The sequence below is a fragment of the Nostoc sp. 106C genome, assembly GCF_002154725.1.
Lineage (GTDB): Bacteria > Cyanobacteriota > Cyanobacteriia > Cyanobacteriales > Nostocaceae > Aulosira.
Map to the genome: position 1 here is coordinate 79,747 of NZ_MTAW01000106.1, position 21,375 is coordinate 101,121.

A 21,375-nucleotide genomic window follows, 5' to 3' on the forward strand; every position below is an offset into this window, starting at 1 on the left:
GCACCTGGAATTGAGAAAAATTTATTTTCTATCTATTTTTCTCCGTAAACAATCTAACGATATTTTTGCTATTGTTTGTGAAGGCAAGGTAAATAAAAATCTTTGATATGTAAAAAGTTTATGAATATGTTGAAAGTTAAAAATTTAATACTTAATTAAATAAAAATATACCTTATAAAAAAATAGGGTTAGCTCATGCTAACCCAGATAATGCAAGGTTTTCTACAATTGTCACTAACAAGTTACTAGTAATCAACTAGTTATAAAAATTACTTTTTTAGCTATTTTGTTTCTCCTGAATCCAAGATATTTGTACTTTGGAATAAAGCATCACATTTGTTTTCTACAACAATACAGAGGCTACTGAGTGCTTGTTGGTAATTTTCCATGTCTTCTTGCTCTAGAGAGACTTTGGCAGATGTCTGTAAATCGTCGATTGCTTTCAGACGATTTGCCTCTGAGTCTCGTCCACCATATTGCGCTAGTTCGTAGTGAATCATACCTCGTTTGAGGTATCCTTTACCCATTTTGGAATTGATGCTTAATGCTTGGTCAAAGTCAACGATCGCTTTGTTGTACTCTTGAACGTAATTACTGCTATATTGGGCTATTTGCGAATGAACAATACCCCGTTGAAAGTAGGCTTCTGCTTTCGATGCATTGAGATTAATCGCTTGCGTAAAATCATTGAGTGCTAGCTGATAATCTTGTTGAGAGTCGCCGCTATATTTAGCAACTTGGGAGCGGACAACACCCCGTCTGATGTAAGCTTCAACTTCTTTATTATTCAGGCGCAGTGCATTATTAAAATCGGCGATCGCTAGGGTATACTCGCGATCGGGATCGTTGCTGTATTCAGCAAGCATGTAGCGAACATTACCCCGATTTACAAAAGCTTTGATTTCTCGCGGATTGATTTGCAGAGCTTCGGTGTAGTCTGTGAGCGCTCCTTCATAGTCTTTCATGTTGTAGCGAGCATTACCTCGGTTAACATGAGCTTTGGCGTGATTGGGGTCTTTTTCTATAGCTTGGTTAAAATTCTCAATGGCTCGCGCATAATCTCGCACTTTGTAAGCAGCATGACCTTGTTTGTAGTAATCAGCAAAGTTGAGATTTTTGTTATTGTTTGTCTGACGAGACATTAAAGTTTGCTGAGAATAGGCATTTTGGGATACAAAGGGGCGAGTGAATTTCACCATGACATCCAAATAGCCTAATAACCCAAAACCCAGCAAGCACAAGACCACAGGGTAAAACTTCCGCTGCTTGAGCTGTTGATAAAAAGGAGTGTTTTGTTGGGGAACTCCTGGCTGCCAATGATAAGTTGGCAATGGAGCCGCTGGCTGCTGTGGTCTGTAAGTAGGTTGGTTATTGTAGCGCCTTTTCGCTGGAATCCGAGGCTTGAGATGTTCTCTAGCTGCTATTGCTTGATGTGATGGAAATGGATCGCGTCCACCTAAGCGCAAGGTACGTTCGCACCAAGGACATACATTCAGGTGGCTGTTGTAGTTATGCTGAGGGTTGACACTACAGGTAACAAGGCTTTCTTCGGCTTCAGCTATTGCCGATAGCCAGGTTTGAGCGCTAGGACGCAGATGCGAGTCTTGATGGCCATCTTCAAAACAACGCAAAAATAGTTCTTGCAAGGCGGGATGGAGAATTTCCCAAGCGGGTGCAACGGGAGTAGCAAGGTAGGGTACTTGCCGCCTTCTACTGTAAGTGAAATGACCAGCGGCAATGCGTGATTCGTAGGCTGGTGGCTCACCAGCACCTTGAAAAATTCCCGAAAATGGATGGGTGCCTTCCATTAAGAGTTGAAATATCAGCACCCCTAACCCAAATAAGTCATGGGTAATTTCGCGATCGTACTGGGAAAAAATCTTATTCTGGAGTTCTGGTGGCGTAAACTCTGGTTTTCCTACAGGACAACGGTAAACAACATTGCTATCTGGATCGATTACCTGGAAGGAGTCTGTGTCTACTAAGGTTACCAGTGCTGTGTCGCTAACTAGGATATTCGACTCATTGACATCGCCAATACAATATCCGCTACTATGCAAAGCAGCAAAAGCTGCTGCCAAATTTCGAGCTGTGCGCAGCAGGTACTGATAGTTAAATAAAGGACAATGTTGACGGCGGGTTCTTGGGTTGTAAAAGTCAATGATTGGACGCATTCCCCGAATGCGCGGCATTAAAAAGCCAATAATGCGATCGCTACCATCTACTGATCGTAATAGATCTTGGGGCCAAGCAATGGAAATATGCCCTAAACTCGCTGTAGGGTTTTCTGGCGGATTAGCCAGCATTGCTTGGAGTTTGTAAGCATGGGCGACTGTGGGTTTGTGATAAACCTTGGCCACTAAATTACTATGAGATGGCACCGCATAGATACAAGCCTCACCACCACGCCCTAAACTGACGTTAAGGTTGAGAATTTCTTGTTTAGGAAGACAACGTAGTACCTGCATGATAAAGTCACGGTTAACGGGGGTTACTGAAAAATGCTCAATCTGGCGGAATCGTTGCTTATGGTTTGCTGAGTGCCGCGATGATCAGTGTTAAATCGTCATCGGTACGCTGTGTGATCCGCTCAGACCCTAAGAATTTGACTAACTGTTCTTTGGCCACTGTTTTATCCTGGGTATTCGCCACAAAATCGAATAAAGGAAAAAAGAATGGTTTATGCGGTTCACCAACAACCATATTTAAAGCCAGCATTTGTAGTCCATCTGTGAGAACGCCAACATTGACTATGTCTTCACGCCATAATCTCATTTGCGCTGTTTCTAAAGCTCCAGGTGAAGTCAAAAAAGTGGTTTCGTTGATGTATTCACCACTGTCAGGCATGGTTAATGCTAGGAGGTTACCCATGCTATCCTTAGCTACTGCCAAGCCATCACCAATCTGGGACACGGCCACCACTTCTGGTGTGGCGACCATCAGAATTAAGGTAGTTGCTAAATCTTGAGGTTGTTTATCACAAGCAGCGGCTTCATCTTCCACTGCTTTTTTGGCGGCTAGTATCGCGTCTGTTAATAGCGATCGCACAATTGCATCATCAGCTAAGGCGTCGCGAGTAACTTCTTTAATAGATATGTTTTCTATCGCTGTTTCCACAGCAATCATCGCTCCGACTTTCCCTTGGCTGGCTGAACCTGCACCATCTGCTGCTGCTGCCACCAACACATTATCAGACAATAATTGCCAGTGGTGAGCATCTTGACACAGCTGTTTGGTTTTTAAATGGCTTGTACCACATACAGATGCAGCTACCACCCGCCATTGAGGTATCTGTTTTGACATATTCATAAATTTTCTTGCAACAGCTAGCTGTGTTAATATCAAGCTGCAACTTTTATTAAACAGTACCCCAGCCAATTGGCGGTAGTGCTACTTGTTCATCTACCTGAGAGTGCGAAACTGCTGACATACTAGCTGACAACCAAACAAACATCTCAATAAAATTGAGTCCTTTCAGTTTCAGCGGTGTACGCACAGCTATTTGATTTAAACGTGTCATGTTGGCATTTTCTACTCCCACAGTAAAAAATGCCACACGTTTGCTAGCTTCATCACCTTGTAAACGCTTGGTAGCTTGCTCTACCACGTGGTCTAGCTCGCCTTGTGGCTCGCCATCGGTAATCATAAATACCCAAGGGCGATAGTAAGCAATACCATTAGCACGATATTGAGATTTGCGCTCTTGGATCATGTCCAATGCTTTATGAATGCCAGAACCCATCGTTGTCAATCCTTGCGCTGTCAGGATTGGTGGGTTAAATTGATCGGCAGTCACAAAATCTTGGACTACATTAACATTGCTATCAAATGTGACGATTGCTACCTCTACTCGCCTAGCTGCTAAGGAGTTCTTAACTAATTCATCCTTTAAACTCAGCAAACCCTGATTTAAAGCCTCAATTGGATCTCCTTGCATAGAACCAGATGTGTCTAGTAATAATACGCAAGGACAACGTGGCTCTGGGTTTTCAGCAAATTCTACGACTTCATCAAGTCTTAAGGTATCATGCATAACTTTTCGTGTTATGTTATAATCCAAATTCTTCTTTCCTTTTACTCAAAGTATATAGTTTTCAGGGTTGCAAAAACTACATTTAACGCATTTTTTGGTAGATTCCTTAACCTTTATTAATAATAATATTCTTACTCAATTCTCTACATCTTCAAGAGAATCTTAACTAAGAGATAGTTGAGTAAAAAGGAAATTACCTAGTATTTACATTAACTTCATTAAAGCATCTATCAAACTTCATAGTTACCGTAAACCCACAATACAATAAATACCTACTTCTGCCTGCAAAAAAGTTTAAAGCTTTTGTGTAGAAACCCCCAATTTTATATGAAAAAAATAAATAGATCAGACTCAACAGTTATAGACATCAGAATTACCCTTAGGTAAATATGTCAACTACAAATCAAAAGCACCCTAAAAATCCCAGGCTTCAGTATGCAGTACAAAATTTAACAAACGAGCTATACTGTGGTGTTTATGGTTTATAAGGTATGCACATATAGAAATCTGGTTTGATTTTTGAAAAATTGACCTACTCCTCTAGCTCTCTTGTTTCCTGTTAAGAGTTGCCTACCCCTACTTTGTAAGTTCACAAATCAAATAGGAGTGCTACATATCCTAAAAATAATTTGTTTTTAGAGAAAAATTGAGAATAAAAAAATGCCTCATGACCATTATTTCAACTTTACCTAGATTCACGTTGATTTTCCGGAAAACTCGAGAATATGAATCTTTCAGGCACATTCACCAAACTAAGTCCCCAGAGTTTATTAAGTCAGTTATCTAAAAGTTCTGACAGTACTTGTTTGCAAGCATTGAGCAATTCAGTTTCTTGGTTTATTTACCTAGAACAGGGCAAAATAACCTATGCTACTCACTCAGTCGAACCATTTGATCGATTAGAACGCCATTTACGTCGTCTAAGTCATCAAATTCCCCTGCTCAACAGTCAAATTCGTGTCCAATTACGTCTGATGTTTGAAGTTGACTCCCCCAGTCAATTCATAGAACAGCATAGTAATTTGGCTACCGAGCCTCCTGAATACCAAGCTATTACTTGGCTGGTTGAACAAGGACATTTACACTCCACTCAAGCAGCAGTACTGATTCAAGAATTAGTTAAAGAAGTGATTGAATCATGGCTATTAATCAAAGTGGGTAATTTTGAATTAAGCAATTTACCTAATAATGTGCCAAAAATTTGCAGGCTGGACGTAGAAAAAATTATAGACCGTTGCCAAGCAAAATTACAGCGTTGGCAAGCTTTCGCGCCCCACATTTCTTCTCCTTATCAGCGTCCTTACCTGTTTATCAATAAATACATCCAGAATCCAACTTTCTTAGATCTCCAACCAAACTTAACTAACTGGATGAAAGGTTTTAGCCTGCGTCATCTTGCGGTAATTATGAACCAAGATGAAATTCAATTGGTTCAAAACTTATATCATTACATAGTAAATGGCGGGATTATATTACATGAAGCCGACCCACCATTTGATAAATTACCAAAGACATCCGGCGAATTTTCAACCTCTCCTCAATACATTACAGAACCAGCGAAACAAGAATTAGTTGATACAGTAGTAGAACCAAGTAGTACAGATGCTGAAGCCTCCCTAAACATTCCTTTAGATGATATAGCGCCTATTGAAGAATTACCATATATTTCTTCTCCTTCTCAAGACAATTTTCAGGAATTAACAATACCAAATAACATAAATTCTGCTGCTGAAAGAGTAACTACTGCTACTGCTACTGCTAAAAAAGTCTACAAAATCATTTCTGTAGATGATAGCCCTACCATTCTCAAAGAAATTAGTCGTTTCTTAGAAGATGAAAATTTTTCTGTAGTAACTATTGACGATCCATTAAAAGCTGTTATGTCGATTATTAGGCACAAACCAGACTTAATTTTACTGGATCTAAATATGGCAGGGATTGATGGTTATGAGTTGTGCCGAATTATACGTAATAATTCAATGTTCAAAAATACTCCCATTATATTTGTCACAGCGAATAAGGGACTTGTCGATAAAGTCAAGGCTAATTTAGTAGGAGCTTCTGGTTATCTCACTAAACCTTTTACCCGTGCAGAATTGCTGAAGCTTGTTTTCATGCATTTGGCTTGAATAACTCAAAATTATACTAATTTGAATTGCGATTCGGAATCAATATGGCTACAGTTTTAGTGGTTGAAGATACGCCTTCTCAGTTGGAATTAATTAACAGTTTTCTCAAAGATAGCGGCTACATTGTACTTAAAGCTTACGATGCTAAAGATGGTTTAGATCAGGCAGTCAATCACCACCCTGATGTGATTATTACCGATGTAGTCATGCCAGGACTGAGTGGATTTGAATTTTGTCGCCAACTGAAAAAAAATCCTGTAACAGAGAAAGTACCAATTATTATTTGTAGTTCTAAAAATAAAGAAATTGACCGGATTTGGGGCATGAAGCAAGGCGCAGATGTTTATTTGACTAAGCCTTTTACCAAACAACAATTACTACGTGCGCTGGAATCTGTTGTCGGGTAATTTTAGAAGACCAGGGAGATTGGGGAGAAATGGGACAAGGGAGAAATAACCAATGACAAGGGACAAATCTAACAAACAGCTTGCCGAACCGGAATTTCGATTGTAAATTCAGATCCCATACCCGGTGTGGACTGGCAATAGATTTTACCACCATGTTTTTGGGTAACAATCTGATAGCTTATGGAAAGCCCCAATCCAGTACCTTTGCCAATGGGTTTGGTAGTAAAAAATGGCTCAAACATTTGGGAACAGACATTTTCTTCAATGCCACAACCGTTATCGGCAATGCAGATGGCAATCGCCTCGTTTGGTATGTGTTCAGTACGAATAGTAATTTTGCTGGGATTGGCTCGGATCTGGTCAAGGCTGCGTTGTTGATCTCGCTGTTCCAAGGAATCAATGGCATTACCAAAAATATTCATGAATACCTGATTGAGTTGACTGGGATAGCATTCCACATGGAGCAGTTGTCCATAGTCTCGCACAACTTGAATGCCAGGATGTTCTGGTCTTGGTTTAAGACGATGTTGCAAGAGTAACAGGGTGCTTTCGATGCCTTCGTGCAAATCGACAACCTGAGTTCCTGATTCATCTAAGCGAGAAAAGTTACGTAGTGAGATAACGAGTTGCCGGATGCGAGCGCTCCCCAGTTTCAAAGAATCTATAAGCTTGGGCAAATCTGCTTGTAAATAGTCGATATCTACCTCTTCCATCCAGTCTTGAATTTTGGGATGGGGTTGAGGATGGCATTCTTGATATAACTCGATAAAATTTAGCAAATCCTTGATGTACTCTTTGGCGGGAGCAAGATTCGCATAAATAAAATTCACGGGATTGTTGATTTCATGGGCTACACCCGCCATCATTTGTCCAAGTGAAGACATTTTTTCGCTTTGCACTAACTGCACCTGTGCCTGCTTGAGGTTGTCTAGTGCCTGAGAGAGTTCTGTGGTCTGTTGTTGTAAGGATTTTTGGGACTCACGTAGTTGCAGGTGTACTCGGATACGTGCCAGGGCTTCTTCGTGTTGGATGGGCTTGGTAATGTAATCTACTGCACCCAGACTCAGCCCTTTGACTTTATCTACGGTGTCGGAGAGAGCAGTCATAAAAATTACCGGAATATCGCGGGTAGCGAAGTCAGCTTTGAGGCGTTGACAGGTTTCAAAGCCATCAATTCCAGGCATCATCACATCCAGCAGAATAATATCGGGATGGTAAGACTGTACGCGTTGTAGGGCGGCTTCTCCACTTTTGGCGATCGCCACCCGGTAACCGATCTCACTTAAGACATCAAACAACACTTGAATGTTAGTAGGGTTATCATCCACTACCAAAATGGTTCCTTTTGGGGCTGTAATGTCAGCGGGCATAGTTGAACTCCTAAAAAAATTTAAATAAGTAGGTCGGTGTGAATATTTATCGTTAAGAAAAGGCAGAGGGCAGAGGGCAGACGGCACAAGAAAAGAGAGTTTTAGTTAACTTTACTTTTCGTTACACACTGGATTTATTTGCACCGTTCTACTTATGCGCTTCTAATAAATTGAGAATGGCTTCATCGTCAAATTTCTGGCTCAGTTCCAGCAGCTTATTAGCAAAAGGTGCGTACTGGGGATTAAGTTGCTTGAGGCGGTTGGCTTCCTGTTGGATATCGCTCATAAAGCCATCCTGGGCTGCTTGGTAGATGGTGGTCAGTTCTGCTGGTGACGGCATCACCAGTTCCACCGGATTGGCAACGACAACAGACGATTCAGCCGCTTCCGGTGTGGTTTCGTAAATCCATTGCAACTCTAGGTGACGTTGCAATTCGCCCAGCAAGGCTGTAAACTCTATCGGCTTGGGAAAAAAGCTACTGCAACCCGCATTTATTGCCTCCTGCATATCCACTTGAGACAAGCTAGCAGGGGAAGCAATAATGGGTGTGACTAAAAAATCTGGCAGTTGACGCAAGCGCCGGGTCATTTCCAGCCCATTCATCTTTGACATCATCACATCGGTAATGATCAAATCTGGGCGCATCTGGAGTGCGCGATCCAATCCTGCTTGCCCATCATCTGCTTCCGCCAGTTTGAAGCCCAAGGGTGCCAGCATCCCCATCACCACAGCGCGGTTTTCTGGGCGATCATCAATCACCAAGATTTTGCGCCGTTCGCCTTGGTAGCCAATTACCTTTTGATTACTAGATCCACACTGATTCAGCCAATCGGCAGCAGCAAGTATTTCCACTTCAAACCAGAAGGTGCTGCCCTTACCCAGAGTGCTGTTGACCTGGATCGAACTGCCCATCATCTGCACAATTTGCTGACTAATTGCTAACCCCAATCCCGTACCTTCACTATTGCGATCGCGTTTTCCAGCCTGCTCAAAGGGTAAAAAGATAGATTGTAACTTTTCTGCTGGGATGCCAATACCTGTATCTTCGACTCGGAAGCGAATTCCCGTTGAGGGAGTATCTGCTGTTTCTTGATTTGCTACAGCTTCAACCGTAAATTTTACCGTGCCAAAATCAGTAAACTTAACTGCATTGCTGAGTAAGTTTAGTAACACCTGCCGCAGCCGTTTGTCATCCGCATGGACAGCAGTTGGTAGGTTAGCGGGATGGTAATGGAAAGCAATACCCTTTTGTTCGGCTTTGATGCGGCAGATTTCGACTGTGGTAGTGAGGAAGTTGGCAAAGTGGAAATCTTGAGGATAGAGATCCATTTTCTGCACTTCCAGTTTGGAGAGATCGAGAATGTCATTAATCAAGGTCAGCAGGTGGGAACCACATTGATAAATTACGCCTAATCCCTTCTGCTGCTTGGGGGTGGTGGTGGGGTCGCGCTGGAGAATCTGAGCGTAGCCCAGAATACCATTCAACGGAGTTCGCAGTTCGTGGTTCATGTTCGCGAGAAATTCGCTCTTGGCAAGGTTGGCAACTTCCGCCGCTTCTTTCGCCTTCAATATCTCTAGTTCTGCGTACTTGCGAGTGCTAACATCGCGGCAAACGATTACTCCGCCTATCAATGCACCACTTCGATCTTTAAGAGGTCTGCCACTAAATGTCACCCACAGACCCTCAGGAATTTTCCGATTTCGGATAAAAATTTCTACATTATCTACTTCCTCACCCCGAACAGCGCGAACTATGGGAAGCTGCTCTTGGGGTATCAAAGTCACTCGATCAGCTTGAAATAGTCCGTATTGCTGCGACCACTCTTCTGGCTGACCCTCTGGGACTTCTGTGTCAAACATCTGTTCAGCCGCAGGGTTAACAACCAAGAATTGATAATTTTCATCGGCAACAACCACTCCATCACTCATGCAGTTAAGGATTTGTTGCATCAGAATAGTTTGTTCTTGGAATTTCTGGTTACTTTGCTGGAGGTCGATTTCTGCCTGATTCCGTTTCCAGGTTTCTTTGCGAATTAAACAGTAAGTCCAGAGAATGATTGCCAAGTTAAAGAAAATGCCTACCAAAAACGTCCCTATTGCCTGAATAGTAGTGTTGGTGGCAGCTTGCTGTTTGTACCGCAACTCCACAGTTTCTGTGGTTTTTATATGCTGTATCAGCAACGTCGCTTCATCAAGTAGTTGCGTTGGCGAGCGGTCAATTGCCGCATCTAGTCCTTTGGTTTGCTTGAGTTCAATGCCTTGGCGCAGTTGTCGTAGACGTTGAATCGTGAATGCTTCTAAGCGATCGCCAGCTACTTGTTCGCCAGATCCTTTGTCGAGCAAGCTTTGCAATCGCCGCATTTGTTGATCGACATCGATCATACGAATACCAAATGCCCTGAAGGTTTGTTGATTGCCTGTCAGCAGGTATTGCCTCTGAAGATTTTCGGTATCTTTCAAAGCGCTGCTCACAGATTCTACAGCATTCAGAGTTTCCAAATCTTCGGCCATTTGCTGGTTGATTTCTAATGTTCGGTTGGCGCTCCAAAATGCTATGCCACTGACTGTTAACGCCACGAAGGTGGTTGTTGCCAAGCTCCCGGCAATAGTTCTCAGAAAGTTAGATTCTTGTTTCATCTCTGATTCCTTTTGCCTATGAGCGTAGAGGACGGAGTCCAAATTTCTGAAATACCGCTATTGCTTTGGGACTGCTTAAAAAATCTAGATAAGCCTGCATTTCCTGCCGATGGGGAGAGCCTTTCACAATAGCGATACCGGATCGGATTGGTTCGTAAAAATCTTTTGATGCGGTGGTTAACACCTGCACATCGGCAGAGCTTTTGGCTTCTGAGAGGAAAGTGATGCCCACCTCCGCCTCTTTTTGCTCAACGGCTCGTAAGACTTCCCTTACATCCACCTTGACCACAACTGCCTTTGACTCCACTGCCTGCTTAATACCCAACTTAGTAAGCAGGGTGGCGGTATATCGACCAACTGCGAGATTTTGGTCACCTATGGCTACAGTTTTAATGCGATCGTCCGCTAATTGCCGCAAATCGGAAACTTGCACGGAAGAATTAGCAGAAGCAATCAATACAACATCGGTACTCAGCAGTTCCTTGCGGCTTTCAGGCAGAATTAACCCCTTTGTTTGCAATTCATCAAGCGGTGGAATATCTGCCAATAAAATCCCATCAAAAGGTTCTCCCTGCTCAATTGCCTCTTTGACGACGCCAGACCCAGCAAAGATGGAGTAAAGCACAACATTGGGATGTTCCTGCTGATAGAGTTCTTCGATCTCTTGCAGTGCACCGCGCACCATACCCGCCGCAGCAAAATTTAAGCTCACCACTTTTGTTGGCGGGGGGGAGCAACTTCCTAGCCAAACAGCAAACATCAAGGCTATAAGACACCATGCCATCCACTGGAGGCATTTCATACTGAGTTCCTCAAGACTTGCTGTTTAGTATTCCCACTTAAGTAAACTACCTAACAAGAAACATTAGGTTACCGTACTTTCCCATAGTCAATTTAAAGCTGTATGGCACAGGCTCGCATTAAAAAACTCACCCCTGAACAAGAAGTACTCATACTTATTATTAGAGGTGAGTGGCTCAAGATTGCTTTAGATACTTCACCTACAGATAAACAAAAAGCAGAAGCAGCTATTTGCCTTGCTTATGAATGTGCTGGACTCAAGCCACCACAACAAATTTTGTGGTTTGATAATCCTTTAATAGCAGCTACTTGGATAGTTTCTCATCGAGATCAATTGGGATCTTATATGAAGAAGCATATCTTGCAAGATGAGGAGAAGAGTTTAATTAAGATTGTTGGAGAAAAATTTTGGAATTATGTTTGGGACAATTTTTCAAATCCTGTTGTAGAAAATCTAGGAGAAACCATAGATTTGACTGTTCAAGATACACTTTGGGTAACTGTTAAAGATGCAGTCTGGAAAGGAAAGTTTATTGATGAGACTACGCGGGAATTTCTTCATCTTAGAGAGGCTGGATGGCTTGCCTGTTGTATTTACTTTGACGCTATTGGTGTAGATTGCTCCAAGCTGAAAGGTTTGTGGGAAACTGCCAAACACTGTGGTTGGTGGTGGTCTTTTAAAGAAATTGCTGTAGTTACGCCTAAACCCTCAACAATTCGCTTTGACGCAGATAACAAATTGCACGCTGAAGGACTTCCTGCTATTGCTTATAAAGGGTTTAATGTCTACGCCTATCATGGTGTAAGATTGCCAGAAAAATATGGTCAATTACACCCGAATCAGTGGCAAGCACAATGGCTATTAGAAGAAGCTAACGCAGAACTGCGGCGAGTTTTAATTCAAGGTATTGGTTATGAAAAAATTACCTACGAATTGCAAGCTGTTGAATTAGATACTTGGCAAGAATACACGTTATTAAAGATAGATAAAGAAGTTGATATTGAACCAATTGTTTTATTAAAAATGACTTGCCCAAGTACAGGGTTTATTCATGTATTGCGAGTTCCGCCCAATATATTATCGGCAAGAGAAGCAATTCGGTGGGTCAATTGGGGAATAGATCCAGAAGATTTTAGTGTGCAAACTTGAATTAGATAACTCAAGTTGCGTTTGGGCGATCGCTCCTAACTATATAATAAACCCATCAAAACTAGGTGTAGAATCCAACTCGATCGCAATTTGCTCGAATCAACGTAGTAGGATCGTTCAAGTGAATGGGTAGACTTTGCCAGATGAGCCGCGATCGCTCACCAGCAAGCACCCTAAAATGAGAGCAAAAGACGATTCCTAAAACAAGCACACTCCATGCGTATTTCTCTAAACTGGCTGCGGGAACTAGTAGAAATCAAACTTAGCCCAGAAGAATTAGCCGAAACCCTGACAATGGCTGGGTTTGAAGTAGAAGATATTGAAGACCGCCGCACTTGGGCAAATGGCGTTGTTGTGGGGAGAGTGCTTGAGCGTCAACCCCACCCCAACGCTGATAAGTTGAGTGTTTGTCAAGTAGATATTGGTGCAGATGAGACTTTAAATATTGTCTGTGGTGCTGCTAACGTCCGGGCAGATATTTATGTACCAGTAGCTACTACAGGTACTTACTTACCTAATATTGATTTAAAAATTAAACCCGCAAAACTGCGCGGTGTCCCTTCTCAAGGAATGATCTGTTCCTTAAAAGAACTGGGTTTGACCACCGATGTTGATGGAATTCATATTTTTCCCCAAGAAAATCTAACCTTGGGTAGCGATGTGCGTCCTTTGTTGGGTCTAGATGATGTGATTTTAGATGTCACTGCGACTGCAAATCGCGCTGATGCCCTGAGTATGGTAGGTATAGCGCGGGAAGTAGCCGCTTTAACAGAAGGCAACCTCAGTATTCCCGAACCTAATGAGGTGTCGATTAGCCAAAGTGGGGGAAATTTAGCGTTAAGTATTTCTGAAACCCAAGCTTGTCCTGCTTATATTGGCACAGTTATTGAACAGGTAAAAATTGCCCCTTCACCTGGGTGGTTGCAAAAACGCCTGCAAGCTGCTGGAGTACGTCCCATTAATAATGTCGTGGATATTACTAACTATGTGTTGTTGGAATGGGGACAACCTTTACACGCCTTTGACCGCGATCGCCTCAAGTCGGTTGCGGGGACTGACAATTTAACTATCGGCGTTCGCTTCGCCAATGCTGGGGAATCCTTCAAAACCCTGGATGGACAAACTCGCACCCTCTCACCCCAAAATTTGTTGATTACCGCTAACGATAAACCTGTCGCGATCGCGGGAGTTATGGGTGGGGAAGAAACGGAAGTTCATGAAGGTACTCAAAGCCTAGTATTAGAAACAGCGTTATTTGATTCCGTAGCCATTCGCCGTTCTTCCCGCAGCGTCGGTTTAAGAAGTGAGTGCTCTGGCAGATACGAACGGGGCGTCAACCGGGCTGAATTGGAAGTAGCCTGTCGTCGTGCTTTGTCGCTGCTAACCGAATTGGCTAGTGGCGTAATTGTACAGCAGGAAATTGCCGACACCCGCCCCGACCCATCCACCTGGACACGTTCGATTGCTCTGCGTTTAGACCGAGTTAATCAAGTGCTAGGGCCAGTTGATTTGGGTGAGGACACAGGAGAACTGGAAGGAAAGGACGTTGAGCGAATTTTGACTGCATTGGGTTGTCAACTTACCGCCTCTGGAGAACGTTCCTGGAAAGTTTCTGTACCACCCTACCGTTACCGCGACTTAGAACGGGAAATTGACCTGATTGAAGAAATTGCCCGTCTCTATGGCTATGACAAATTTTGTGATACTTTACCGCAAAAAGCAGAAGCAGGCTATTTGCCTTTAGATCAGGAACTAATCCGCAAAGTAAGAGCTTTCTTCCGAGCAGAAGGACTGACAGAATTAATTCAATACTCTTTGGTGAAACCAGGGGAAGACAAACAAATAGTACTGTCAAACCCTCTGTTTGTAGAGTATTCCGCACTGCGAACCGATTTATTATCTGGATTGATTGATGCTTTTCAATACAATTTAGAACAAGGAAACGGCGCGCTTAACGGCTTTGAAGTCGGGCGGATTTTCTCGCGAGAAGAAGACGGTTTGCAAGAAGCCGAAGCGATCGCCGGAATTATGGGTGGCGATCGCACCGTTAGCAAGTGGACAAGAAGCGGTCGCGAACAGCCTCTTACCTGGTATGAAGCCAAAGGTATTTTAGATGGTGTATTTCGCCAACTCGATTTGCCAGTAGAATATCAACCCGATCGCCGCGATGAGCGCTTGCATCCAGGGCGCACCGCTTCTCTGTGGATTAGAGGTAACAGACTCGGCATTTTTGGACAACTCCATCCCCAATTGCGGCGGGAAAAGGGTTTACCAGATTCGGTCTACCTATTTCAGTTAGATGCTGATGTACTGTTGGATGCTCTGGATCAAGATGATACTCTGGCACCAGTATTTCACCCCTATTCCACTTATCCAGCAAGCGATCGCGATATCGCCTTCTTTGCGCCCGTAAAGGTGACAGTTGCGGAAATCGAAAGAGCAATTAACAAAGCTGGTAAAGACTTACTAGAATCTGTGGAATTGTTTGATGAGTATCGCGGTGAAAATGTACCAGCCGGACAACGCAGTTTGGCATTTCGCTTAATTTATCGCGCCAGCGATCGCACCCTCACCGATGCCGAAGTCGAACCAGTACACAACAAAGTCCGCGAAGCTTTGGTGGAAAAATTCGGTGTTAGCCTGAGAAGTTAAAAATGGGGAACAGGAGCAGGGAATAAACCAGGCAAATGCTCAATGCCCAATACCCGATTCCCTGTCCCTTTTTCATTGGAATTGCCTTCACAGTAAGTTCACGAGTTAAATAGCATTACCCTAGTGTTTTTATGTAAATAAATTCACTAATATGGCTGTTATTACAAGCTTTGTACTGTTTTTTCATCTAATTAAATAACGTAGTTTTTACTTAAGTAAAATGCTCATTGAATAAACTTTACTTAAAGTTATCAGAAACTCTTACAATAAAGTATTACAAGATATTAAACTGAGATAATTAAACCGCTTTAAGAAACATAATCGTCATACATAAATTTAAAAATAAAATTTTATGCAAACTAATTCACATACTGATATAGAAATAGTTTCCCAGATAGGAACTAAGAGTAATGTGGAGTCTTTAGCCCAACAGTGGGCTAAAAAGTATGTGCAGAACCTTCAAGCTGATAGTAGCGTTACAGAAAGTGACAAAACACTGAATTTAGCCCAAATAGTTTCACCAGCAGGTCGAGAGAAAACTACTCAAAAAATCATAGAATCTTTACGCAGTGTCAGTGCCAAAGCTTGGAATCAAACAGAAGCGCTGTTATCAGAACAAGTTAAGTTACATTCCATAGACCCCAGCGTTATTAATCCGTGGGAGATAGCAGCAGATTCGTTCAATATTTATCAAAAAGCTTTGGAGGTATACACCCAAAAAGCAACGCTGCGGCCTTTAGCGTTGGTGGTGCAACTAGCACAAGAGGGTAATCTGCTTTATGAGCAAGCATTGGAAGTTTATACTGAACAAGTTGCGCCTAACCAGCTAGCTACAGTAGTTGGTGCAGATATAGGAGCAATCAGAAAAAAATATACGAGTAAAGATCCCAGAGTTATTGGCTTTGTGACAATGCAGTTTCATTACACAAGCCAAATGCTTCTGCAACAGCTTGATCCGATAGAGCGATCGCTTATTGGTGCATACTTTAAAGTTATTGACGACCACCTATATATGCCACTGCAACGTGCTTATGAAGCAGCCGCGGAGCATGATTATAACTCAACGGTAATGTCCGCGGTGCGAAAGCTGTTACCAGTTAGTACACAAATTGCTAAGAATATTTGCCAAAAAATAATTGAACTCTATCCAACTTACCGTTCTATCTCTGGTGTGTTGAGTGACCCAGTGGTCAAAATCTCTAGCATTCGAGATGTAGAAATGTTTCAGGTATATTTGTGGGTGTGTGCCTTAGAAGGAAACATCGCGGCTGTTCAACAAGAGTTATTTCCTCTGTGTGTAATGCTCTATCCTAGATTAAACGTGCAATGGGAAATCATTCGCCAAATGCTGCTGTTACTAAAGCAAGAAGTAGAAACTTACATAACACCTGAGCAAAATCAGACGCTAATTCCGTATTCTCAAGCATTGTGGAACATGTTCTCTACAGAAGTCATTGGTTAAGCGAGGAAGGGTGTAAGAGTATGGCGGTTTAGGGGAACGAAACAGAAAAAGCAAAGGTTAGAGATTAAATCTGACTTTTTTAAACCTCATCTATCTTGAAAATGGGGAACAGGGGAAAAAAGATTTTCATCCCTTGGTTGTGGAATTTGCCCGTGATTGACTATCTGAAAAACTATAGTTTTTTTGTAATGAGACTAAAGCACAGAACAAAAGCCTAAAACTCCAGGTTTCAAAATTGGCTGAGTTTAATTAGGAATTAATAATTATCAATTACGAATTGAGATTAATATATTCATGCGGCATAAATTCTAGAAAATACTACAGGTTTGAAAAATGCCGTTTAATTTTTGTTGATTCTCACCAAGCCAATTCTGTAACTAGATCTAAAAGTTGTTATGCCCAAATACATCATGTGGGGAACTTACTGCGAAGACGTTCTAGAAAAACGCACCCCTTATCGTCAAGCCCACTTAGACGGATTAGCAAAACAAAAAGAATCTGGTGTGCTGATTACCATTGGCCCCACCAAAGATGTTACAAAAGTTTTTGGAATTTACGAAGCTGATGATGAAGCCACTGTTCGTCAGTTAATTGAAAACGACCCCTACTGGCAAAATAGCATCTGGACTGAATATTTTGTTAAAGAGTGGATTCAGGCCATTTAGGCAATAGTCATTTGTCCTTTGTCATCAGTTCTCTCATTTCTTCTTCCCTGTTCCCCCCTGTCTCAGTAACTTCCCGCTTTCAGCAGATGCGATCGCATTGGTGTAAATGCGAGGATCGGTATTCCTCCCATAGTCAACCGTCGATGTTGTCTAGAATAAAGATAAATTGATCTGTAAATACAACAACTTCGGTTTGCTATCGTCTTTTGATGTTTTGAGAAAGTATCACTATGAATCTCAACTTAAAACGCACACTTCTACCCGGCTTGATGGCTGCAAGTTTAGCCGGCGGTACCTTAGTCCCTGCTAAACCCGCTGCTGCTGATATGTTACGAGATATCGGTATTGGAGCAGGTGCAGGTGTAGTAACTGGTGCTGTTAGAGGAAATGGTGCCGTAATCAACAATGCCATCAAAGGTGCTGCCGCCGGCGCTGCTGTCCATGCTGTACACGGTACTAGAAAGCAGGCACGTAATCGCAGAGTCGGTAACCTAGGTCAAGATGTCGGAGTTGGTGCCGCAGCTAGCACAGCTACAGGTCTCATTCTTCATGGCACCAAAAATCCTGGAGGCGATGCGATCGATGGTGCAGCTGCGGGTGCCGCGATCAATGTCCTGACCAATGGACATAGAAATAGATAGTTTGCGATCCATAATTTGTAAATGATAGGTTAATTACGAATTATGGATTGTGAATTCTTCAAGTAAATTCCCTAGCTTTGCTAGGGAATTTTAATAACAAAGCTCAAAAGCTGAGAAAAAGTATGAAAAATTTTGCTTAGTATTACTGGCCTTTTAGCGCTTTTTTAAAGTTGCGACGATAGGACTTATTAGTAACAAATAAAGCAGGCCACAACAGAGCTAAACCAACACGATTAGGCAAACTTGGGGTAAAGTTAGTCCGCTCAAAGCCAGTCCAAAACTTCCAAGCGCCATATAGATAACCTGCGATTAACCCAAGAATAATTAAATTAGTCATTTTTATAACTCCCAGAGCAACAGACAAAATTCGAGTTAAGTATTTCTACACTAATTAGCCACGCGATCGCTGAAACCAAAAAAATATGACTAAACTATTCAGTCTTTCGGTAAGCGAGTTACTTAACAATACATTCTCTGATTCCAGTTTAGAGTAGCCTCCTATATCGTAGCTAGTAGCGATCGCACAATTCAAAATAGCCTAGCGGAAGTTACCTTGCTGGCGTATACGGGTTTCCCTTCGCGATAGCCTGCGGCAATAATGCCGAGGCACAAAGGAAACTCATTAAGTGGAAATTGATAGAGAATTGGAATTAGAGGCTAATCTACTTTTGCTACTCTGTAGTACATTTAGCTACAAACGTATATACATTGTATTTTATTCAGATGCATCTTGTGGGAGTTCCTCAAATCTCAACATCCATAGGAGACTAGAGTATGAAGAACACAACATATATTGCGGGTGTTGACGCAGCAAATGCTGCAAATAGCTAAGGAGGATTTATGCGTGCAGTGCTGATGGCAGGCGGTTCGGGAACGCGGCTTCGCCCGTTAACTTGCGATCTGCCCAAACCGATGGTGCCTATCTTAAATCGACCGATTGCCGAACATATCATCAATCTTCTCAAACGCCATCAAATCACAGAAGTAATTGCGACACTGCATTATTTACCTGATGTCCTGCGAGACTACTTTCAAGATGGTAGTGATTTTGGTGTGCAGATGACCTATGCCGTAGAAGAAGATCAACCCTTGGGTACGGCAGGTTGTGTCAAAAATATTGCGGAACTCTTAGATGAAACCTTTTTAGTAATTAGTGGTGATAGCATAACAGATTTCGATTTAACAGCAGCAATTGAATTTCACAAACAAAAACAGTCAAAAGCTACTTTAATTTTGACCCGTGTCCCTAACCCAATTGAATTTGGAGTAGTGATTACTGATGAGGAAGGTCGAATTAATCGATTTTTAGAAAAACCCTCTTCTAGTGAAATTTTCTCCGATACAGTCAATACAGGTACTTACATTCTCGAACCTGAAGTTTTAGACTACCTGCCAGAAAACACAGAAACCGACTTTTCCAAAGACTTATTTCCCTTATTACTAGCAAAAAATGAGCCAATATATGGCTACATTGCTCAAGGTTATTGGTGCGATGTTGGTCATTTAGATGCCTATCGCGAAGCTCAATATGATGCTTTAGACAGCAAGGTAAAACTCGACTTTGCTTATAACGAAATTTCTCCAGGTATATGGAAAGGTCAAAATACTTATATTGACCCAACAGCTGTTATTGAAACCCCAGTTGTTATTGGTGACAATTGTCGAATTGGGGCAAGAGTACAAATTGAAGCTGGAACTGTAATTGGCGACAATGTTACTATTGGCGCTGATGCTAATCTCAAGCGCCCAATTGTTTGGAATGGTGCGATTTTGGGCGAGGAAGCACAACTTTCAGCTTGTGTAATATCGCGCGGTACTCGTGTAGATCGCCGCGCTCATGTATTAGAAGCATCTGTAGTAGGTTCGCTTTCTACTGTGGGAGAAGAAGCCCAAATCAGCCCTGGGGTAAGAGTGTGGCCTAGTAAGAAGATTGAATCTGGTGCAATTTTAAACATCAACTTGATTTGGGGGAATACCGCCCAAAGAAATTTATTTGGGCAACGTGGTGTACAGGGATTAGCAAATATTGATATTACCCCTGAATTTGCGGTGAAGTTGGGAGCTGCTTACGGTTCTACCTTAAAACCAGGCTCTAAAGTAACGGTTTCTCGCGATCAGCGCAATGTATCGCGGATGGTAACGCGATCGCTCATTGCTGGTTTAATGTCAGTAGGTGTTGATATTCAAAACCTCGATGCCACAGCTGTGCCCATAGCTCGGACAGTTATACCCACAATGTCGGTAGCTGGTGGTATTCATGTGCGAGTACACCCCGACCGCCCTGACTATATCCTGATTGAATTCATGGATAACAAAGGAATTAATATCTCCAAAGCCCAAGAAAAGAAAATTGAGGGGGCTTACTTTAAGGAAGATATGCGACGGGCGCAAGTTCACGAAATTGGTGATGTTGCATATCCCAGCCAAGTCAATGACCGTTACTGCACAGCCTTTGAGAAACTATTGCATGTTGCCACTCTCCGCAACAGTCGGGCAAAAGTGGTGATTGACTACGTTTATTCTGTAACTGGGGCAGTGCTACCCCAAATGTTAGATAAATTTGGTGCAGATGCCGTAGTTTTAAATGCCAGTTTGAATAAACACGCTGTTTCAACAGCTGAACGTGAAGGACTGTTAACTCAGCTAGGTCATGTAGTTGAGGCGTTGAAGGCTAACTTTGGCGTCCAAGTATCTGCTAATGGCGAACAGATGATTTTAGTAGATGAATCAGGGATACCAATTCGTGGGGAAATGTTAACATCTCTGATGGTGGACATGATTTTAACCTCTAACCCTAGAGGGACAGTAGTTGTGCCAGTTCATGCTTCCAGTGCTGTGGAACAAGTCGCCCGCCGCCACGATGGCAAGGTGATCCGCACCAAAGCCAACCCGACAGCTTTAATGGAGGCTTCACAGAAATATCCCAATGTGGTGTTGGCTGGGAGTGGAGATACAGGTTTTATCTTCCCTCACCTGCATCCGGGGTTTGATGCGATGTTCTGTATTGCCAAGCTGATCGAGATGCTGACTATCCAAGAGCGATCGCTGGCTACTGTTCGCGCCGAATTACCCCGTGTAGTTCATAGATCTCATACAGTACGTTGCCCTTGGAGTGCTAAGGGTGCGCTGATGCGTTATTTGGTCGAAACTCACCCCGCCCAAAACCTGGAACTAATCGATGGAGTAAAAATTGGTCAGCCCCACGATGACAGTTGGCTATTAGTTTTGCCCGATGCTAGCGAACCTGTAGTACATTTGTTTGCAAACAGCAATGATCGCGATTGGGTAGATGAAACCTTAAGAAACTATCGCACCCGTGTGCAAATGTTTGTGGAAAGGCAACAAGAACAACATCCTGCGGAAGTTTAATTAGTATAGAGTCCAAAGTCAACCATTTAAGTTTGGTTGACTTTGGAGTTTGAGTGAA

At 42.5% G+C, this 21,375-nt stretch carries 15 protein-coding genes; 8 read left to right on the plus strand and 7 right to left on the minus strand.

Going from position 1 to position 21,375, the window contains the following annotated elements:
* Positions 1-281 precede the first annotated feature (281 nt).
* From BV375_RS14665 to BV375_RS14675, 3 genes are read right to left on the minus strand one after another with little or no spacing between them, the layout of a single operon-like run.
* The gene (locus tag BV375_RS14665) at positions 282-2,468 is read right to left on the minus strand and encodes a tetratricopeptide repeat protein (protein ID WP_086761660.1); all 2,187 of its coding nucleotides are present in this window, start codon (positions 2,466-2,468) and stop codon (positions 282-284) included.
* Between the two features lie 58 nt (positions 2,469-2,526).
* Complete coding sequence (locus BV375_RS14670; RefSeq protein ID WP_086761662.1) at positions 2,527-3,309, minus strand: PP2C family serine/threonine-protein phosphatase; 783 nt, start codon at positions 3,307-3,309, stop codon at positions 2,527-2,529.
* Between the two features lie 49 nt (positions 3,310-3,358).
* Positions 3,359-4,033, minus strand: coding sequence for a VWA domain-containing protein (locus BV375_RS14675; protein WP_086761667.1), 675 nt, complete (start codon positions 4,031-4,033; stop codon positions 3,359-3,361).
* A gap of 725 nt (positions 4,034-4,758) precedes the next feature.
* Here BV375_RS14675 and BV375_RS14680 point away from each other — a divergent pair.
* Together BV375_RS14680 and BV375_RS14685 are read left to right on the plus strand one after the other, a co-directional pair.
* The gene (locus tag BV375_RS14680) at positions 4,759-6,162 is read left to right on the plus strand and encodes a response regulator (RefSeq protein ID WP_086761671.1); all 1,404 of its coding nucleotides are present in this window, start codon (positions 4,759-4,761) and stop codon (positions 6,160-6,162) included.
* 44 nt (positions 6,163-6,206) lie between these two features.
* On the plus strand, positions 6,207-6,569 hold the full coding sequence (locus tag BV375_RS14685; protein WP_086686943.1) for a response regulator: 363 nt from the start codon (positions 6,207-6,209) through the stop codon (positions 6,567-6,569).
* A 68-nt stretch (positions 6,570-6,637) separates the two neighbouring features.
* Here BV375_RS14685 and BV375_RS14690 read toward each other — a convergent pair whose 3' ends face one another.
* The 3 genes from BV375_RS14690 to modA all read right to left on the minus strand — a co-directional run bounded on the left by BV375_RS14690 (position 6,638) and on the right by modA (position 11,379).
* Positions 6,638-7,939, minus strand: a complete 1,302-nt coding sequence (locus BV375_RS14690; protein ID WP_086761673.1) for a response regulator — start codon at positions 7,937-7,939, stop codon at positions 6,638-6,640.
* A gap of 148 nt (positions 7,940-8,087) precedes the next feature.
* A complete protein-coding gene (locus BV375_RS14695; protein WP_086761675.1) occupies positions 8,088-10,577 on the minus strand; it encodes an ATP-binding protein in 2,490 nt (829 codons plus the stop codon).
* Positions 10,578-10,593: 16 nt separating this feature from the next.
* On the minus strand, positions 10,594-11,379 hold the full coding sequence (gene modA, locus BV375_RS14700; RefSeq protein WP_086761677.1) for a molybdate ABC transporter substrate-binding protein: 786 nt from the start codon (positions 11,377-11,379) through the stop codon (positions 10,594-10,596).
* A gap of 102 nt (positions 11,380-11,481) precedes the next feature.
* Between modA and BV375_RS14705 the strand changes: the two genes are divergently transcribed.
* From BV375_RS14705 to BV375_RS14725, 5 genes are all read left to right on the plus strand, one after another.
* Positions 11,482-12,528 carry a DUF6745 domain-containing protein gene (locus BV375_RS14705; RefSeq protein ID WP_086761679.1) on the plus strand — a complete coding sequence of 349 codons (1,047 nt, stop codon included), beginning with the start codon at positions 11,482-11,484 and terminating at the stop codon, positions 12,526-12,528.
* 216 nt (positions 12,529-12,744) lie between these two features.
* Positions 12,745-15,180 (plus strand): phenylalanine--tRNA ligase subunit beta, encoded by a 2,436-nt coding sequence (gene pheT, locus BV375_RS14710; protein WP_086761681.1) that lies wholly within the window; start codon positions 12,745-12,747, stop codon positions 15,178-15,180.
* Positions 15,181-15,532: 352 nt separating this feature from the next.
* Positions 15,533-16,642 carry a hypothetical protein gene (locus tag BV375_RS14715; protein WP_086761683.1) on the plus strand — a complete coding sequence of 370 codons (1,110 nt, stop codon included), beginning with the start codon at positions 15,533-15,535 and terminating at the stop codon, positions 16,640-16,642.
* 395 nt (positions 16,643-17,037) lie between these two features.
* Positions 17,038-17,307 (plus strand): YciI family protein, encoded by a 270-nt coding sequence (locus BV375_RS14720; RefSeq protein WP_086761685.1) that lies wholly within the window; start codon positions 17,038-17,040, stop codon positions 17,305-17,307.
* Between the two features lie 230 nt (positions 17,308-17,537).
* Complete coding sequence (locus BV375_RS14725; protein WP_086761687.1) at positions 17,538-17,948, plus strand: hypothetical protein; 411 nt, start codon at positions 17,538-17,540, stop codon at positions 17,946-17,948.
* A gap of 142 nt (positions 17,949-18,090) precedes the next feature.
* On the opposite strand, the gene BV375_RS14730 is transcribed toward BV375_RS14725, so the two are convergent.
* On the minus strand, positions 18,091-18,285 hold the full coding sequence (locus BV375_RS14730; protein WP_086686953.1) for a hypothetical protein: 195 nt from the start codon (positions 18,283-18,285) through the stop codon (positions 18,091-18,093).
* Positions 18,286-18,788: 503 nt separating this feature from the next.
* On the opposite strand from BV375_RS14730, the gene BV375_RS14735 reads away from it, so the two are divergent.
* On the plus strand, positions 18,789-21,317 hold the full coding sequence (locus BV375_RS14735; protein ID WP_086761688.1) for a mannose-1-phosphate guanyltransferase: 2,529 nt from the start codon (positions 18,789-18,791) through the stop codon (positions 21,315-21,317).
* The last annotated feature ends 58 nt before the right edge of the window (positions 21,318-21,375 follow it).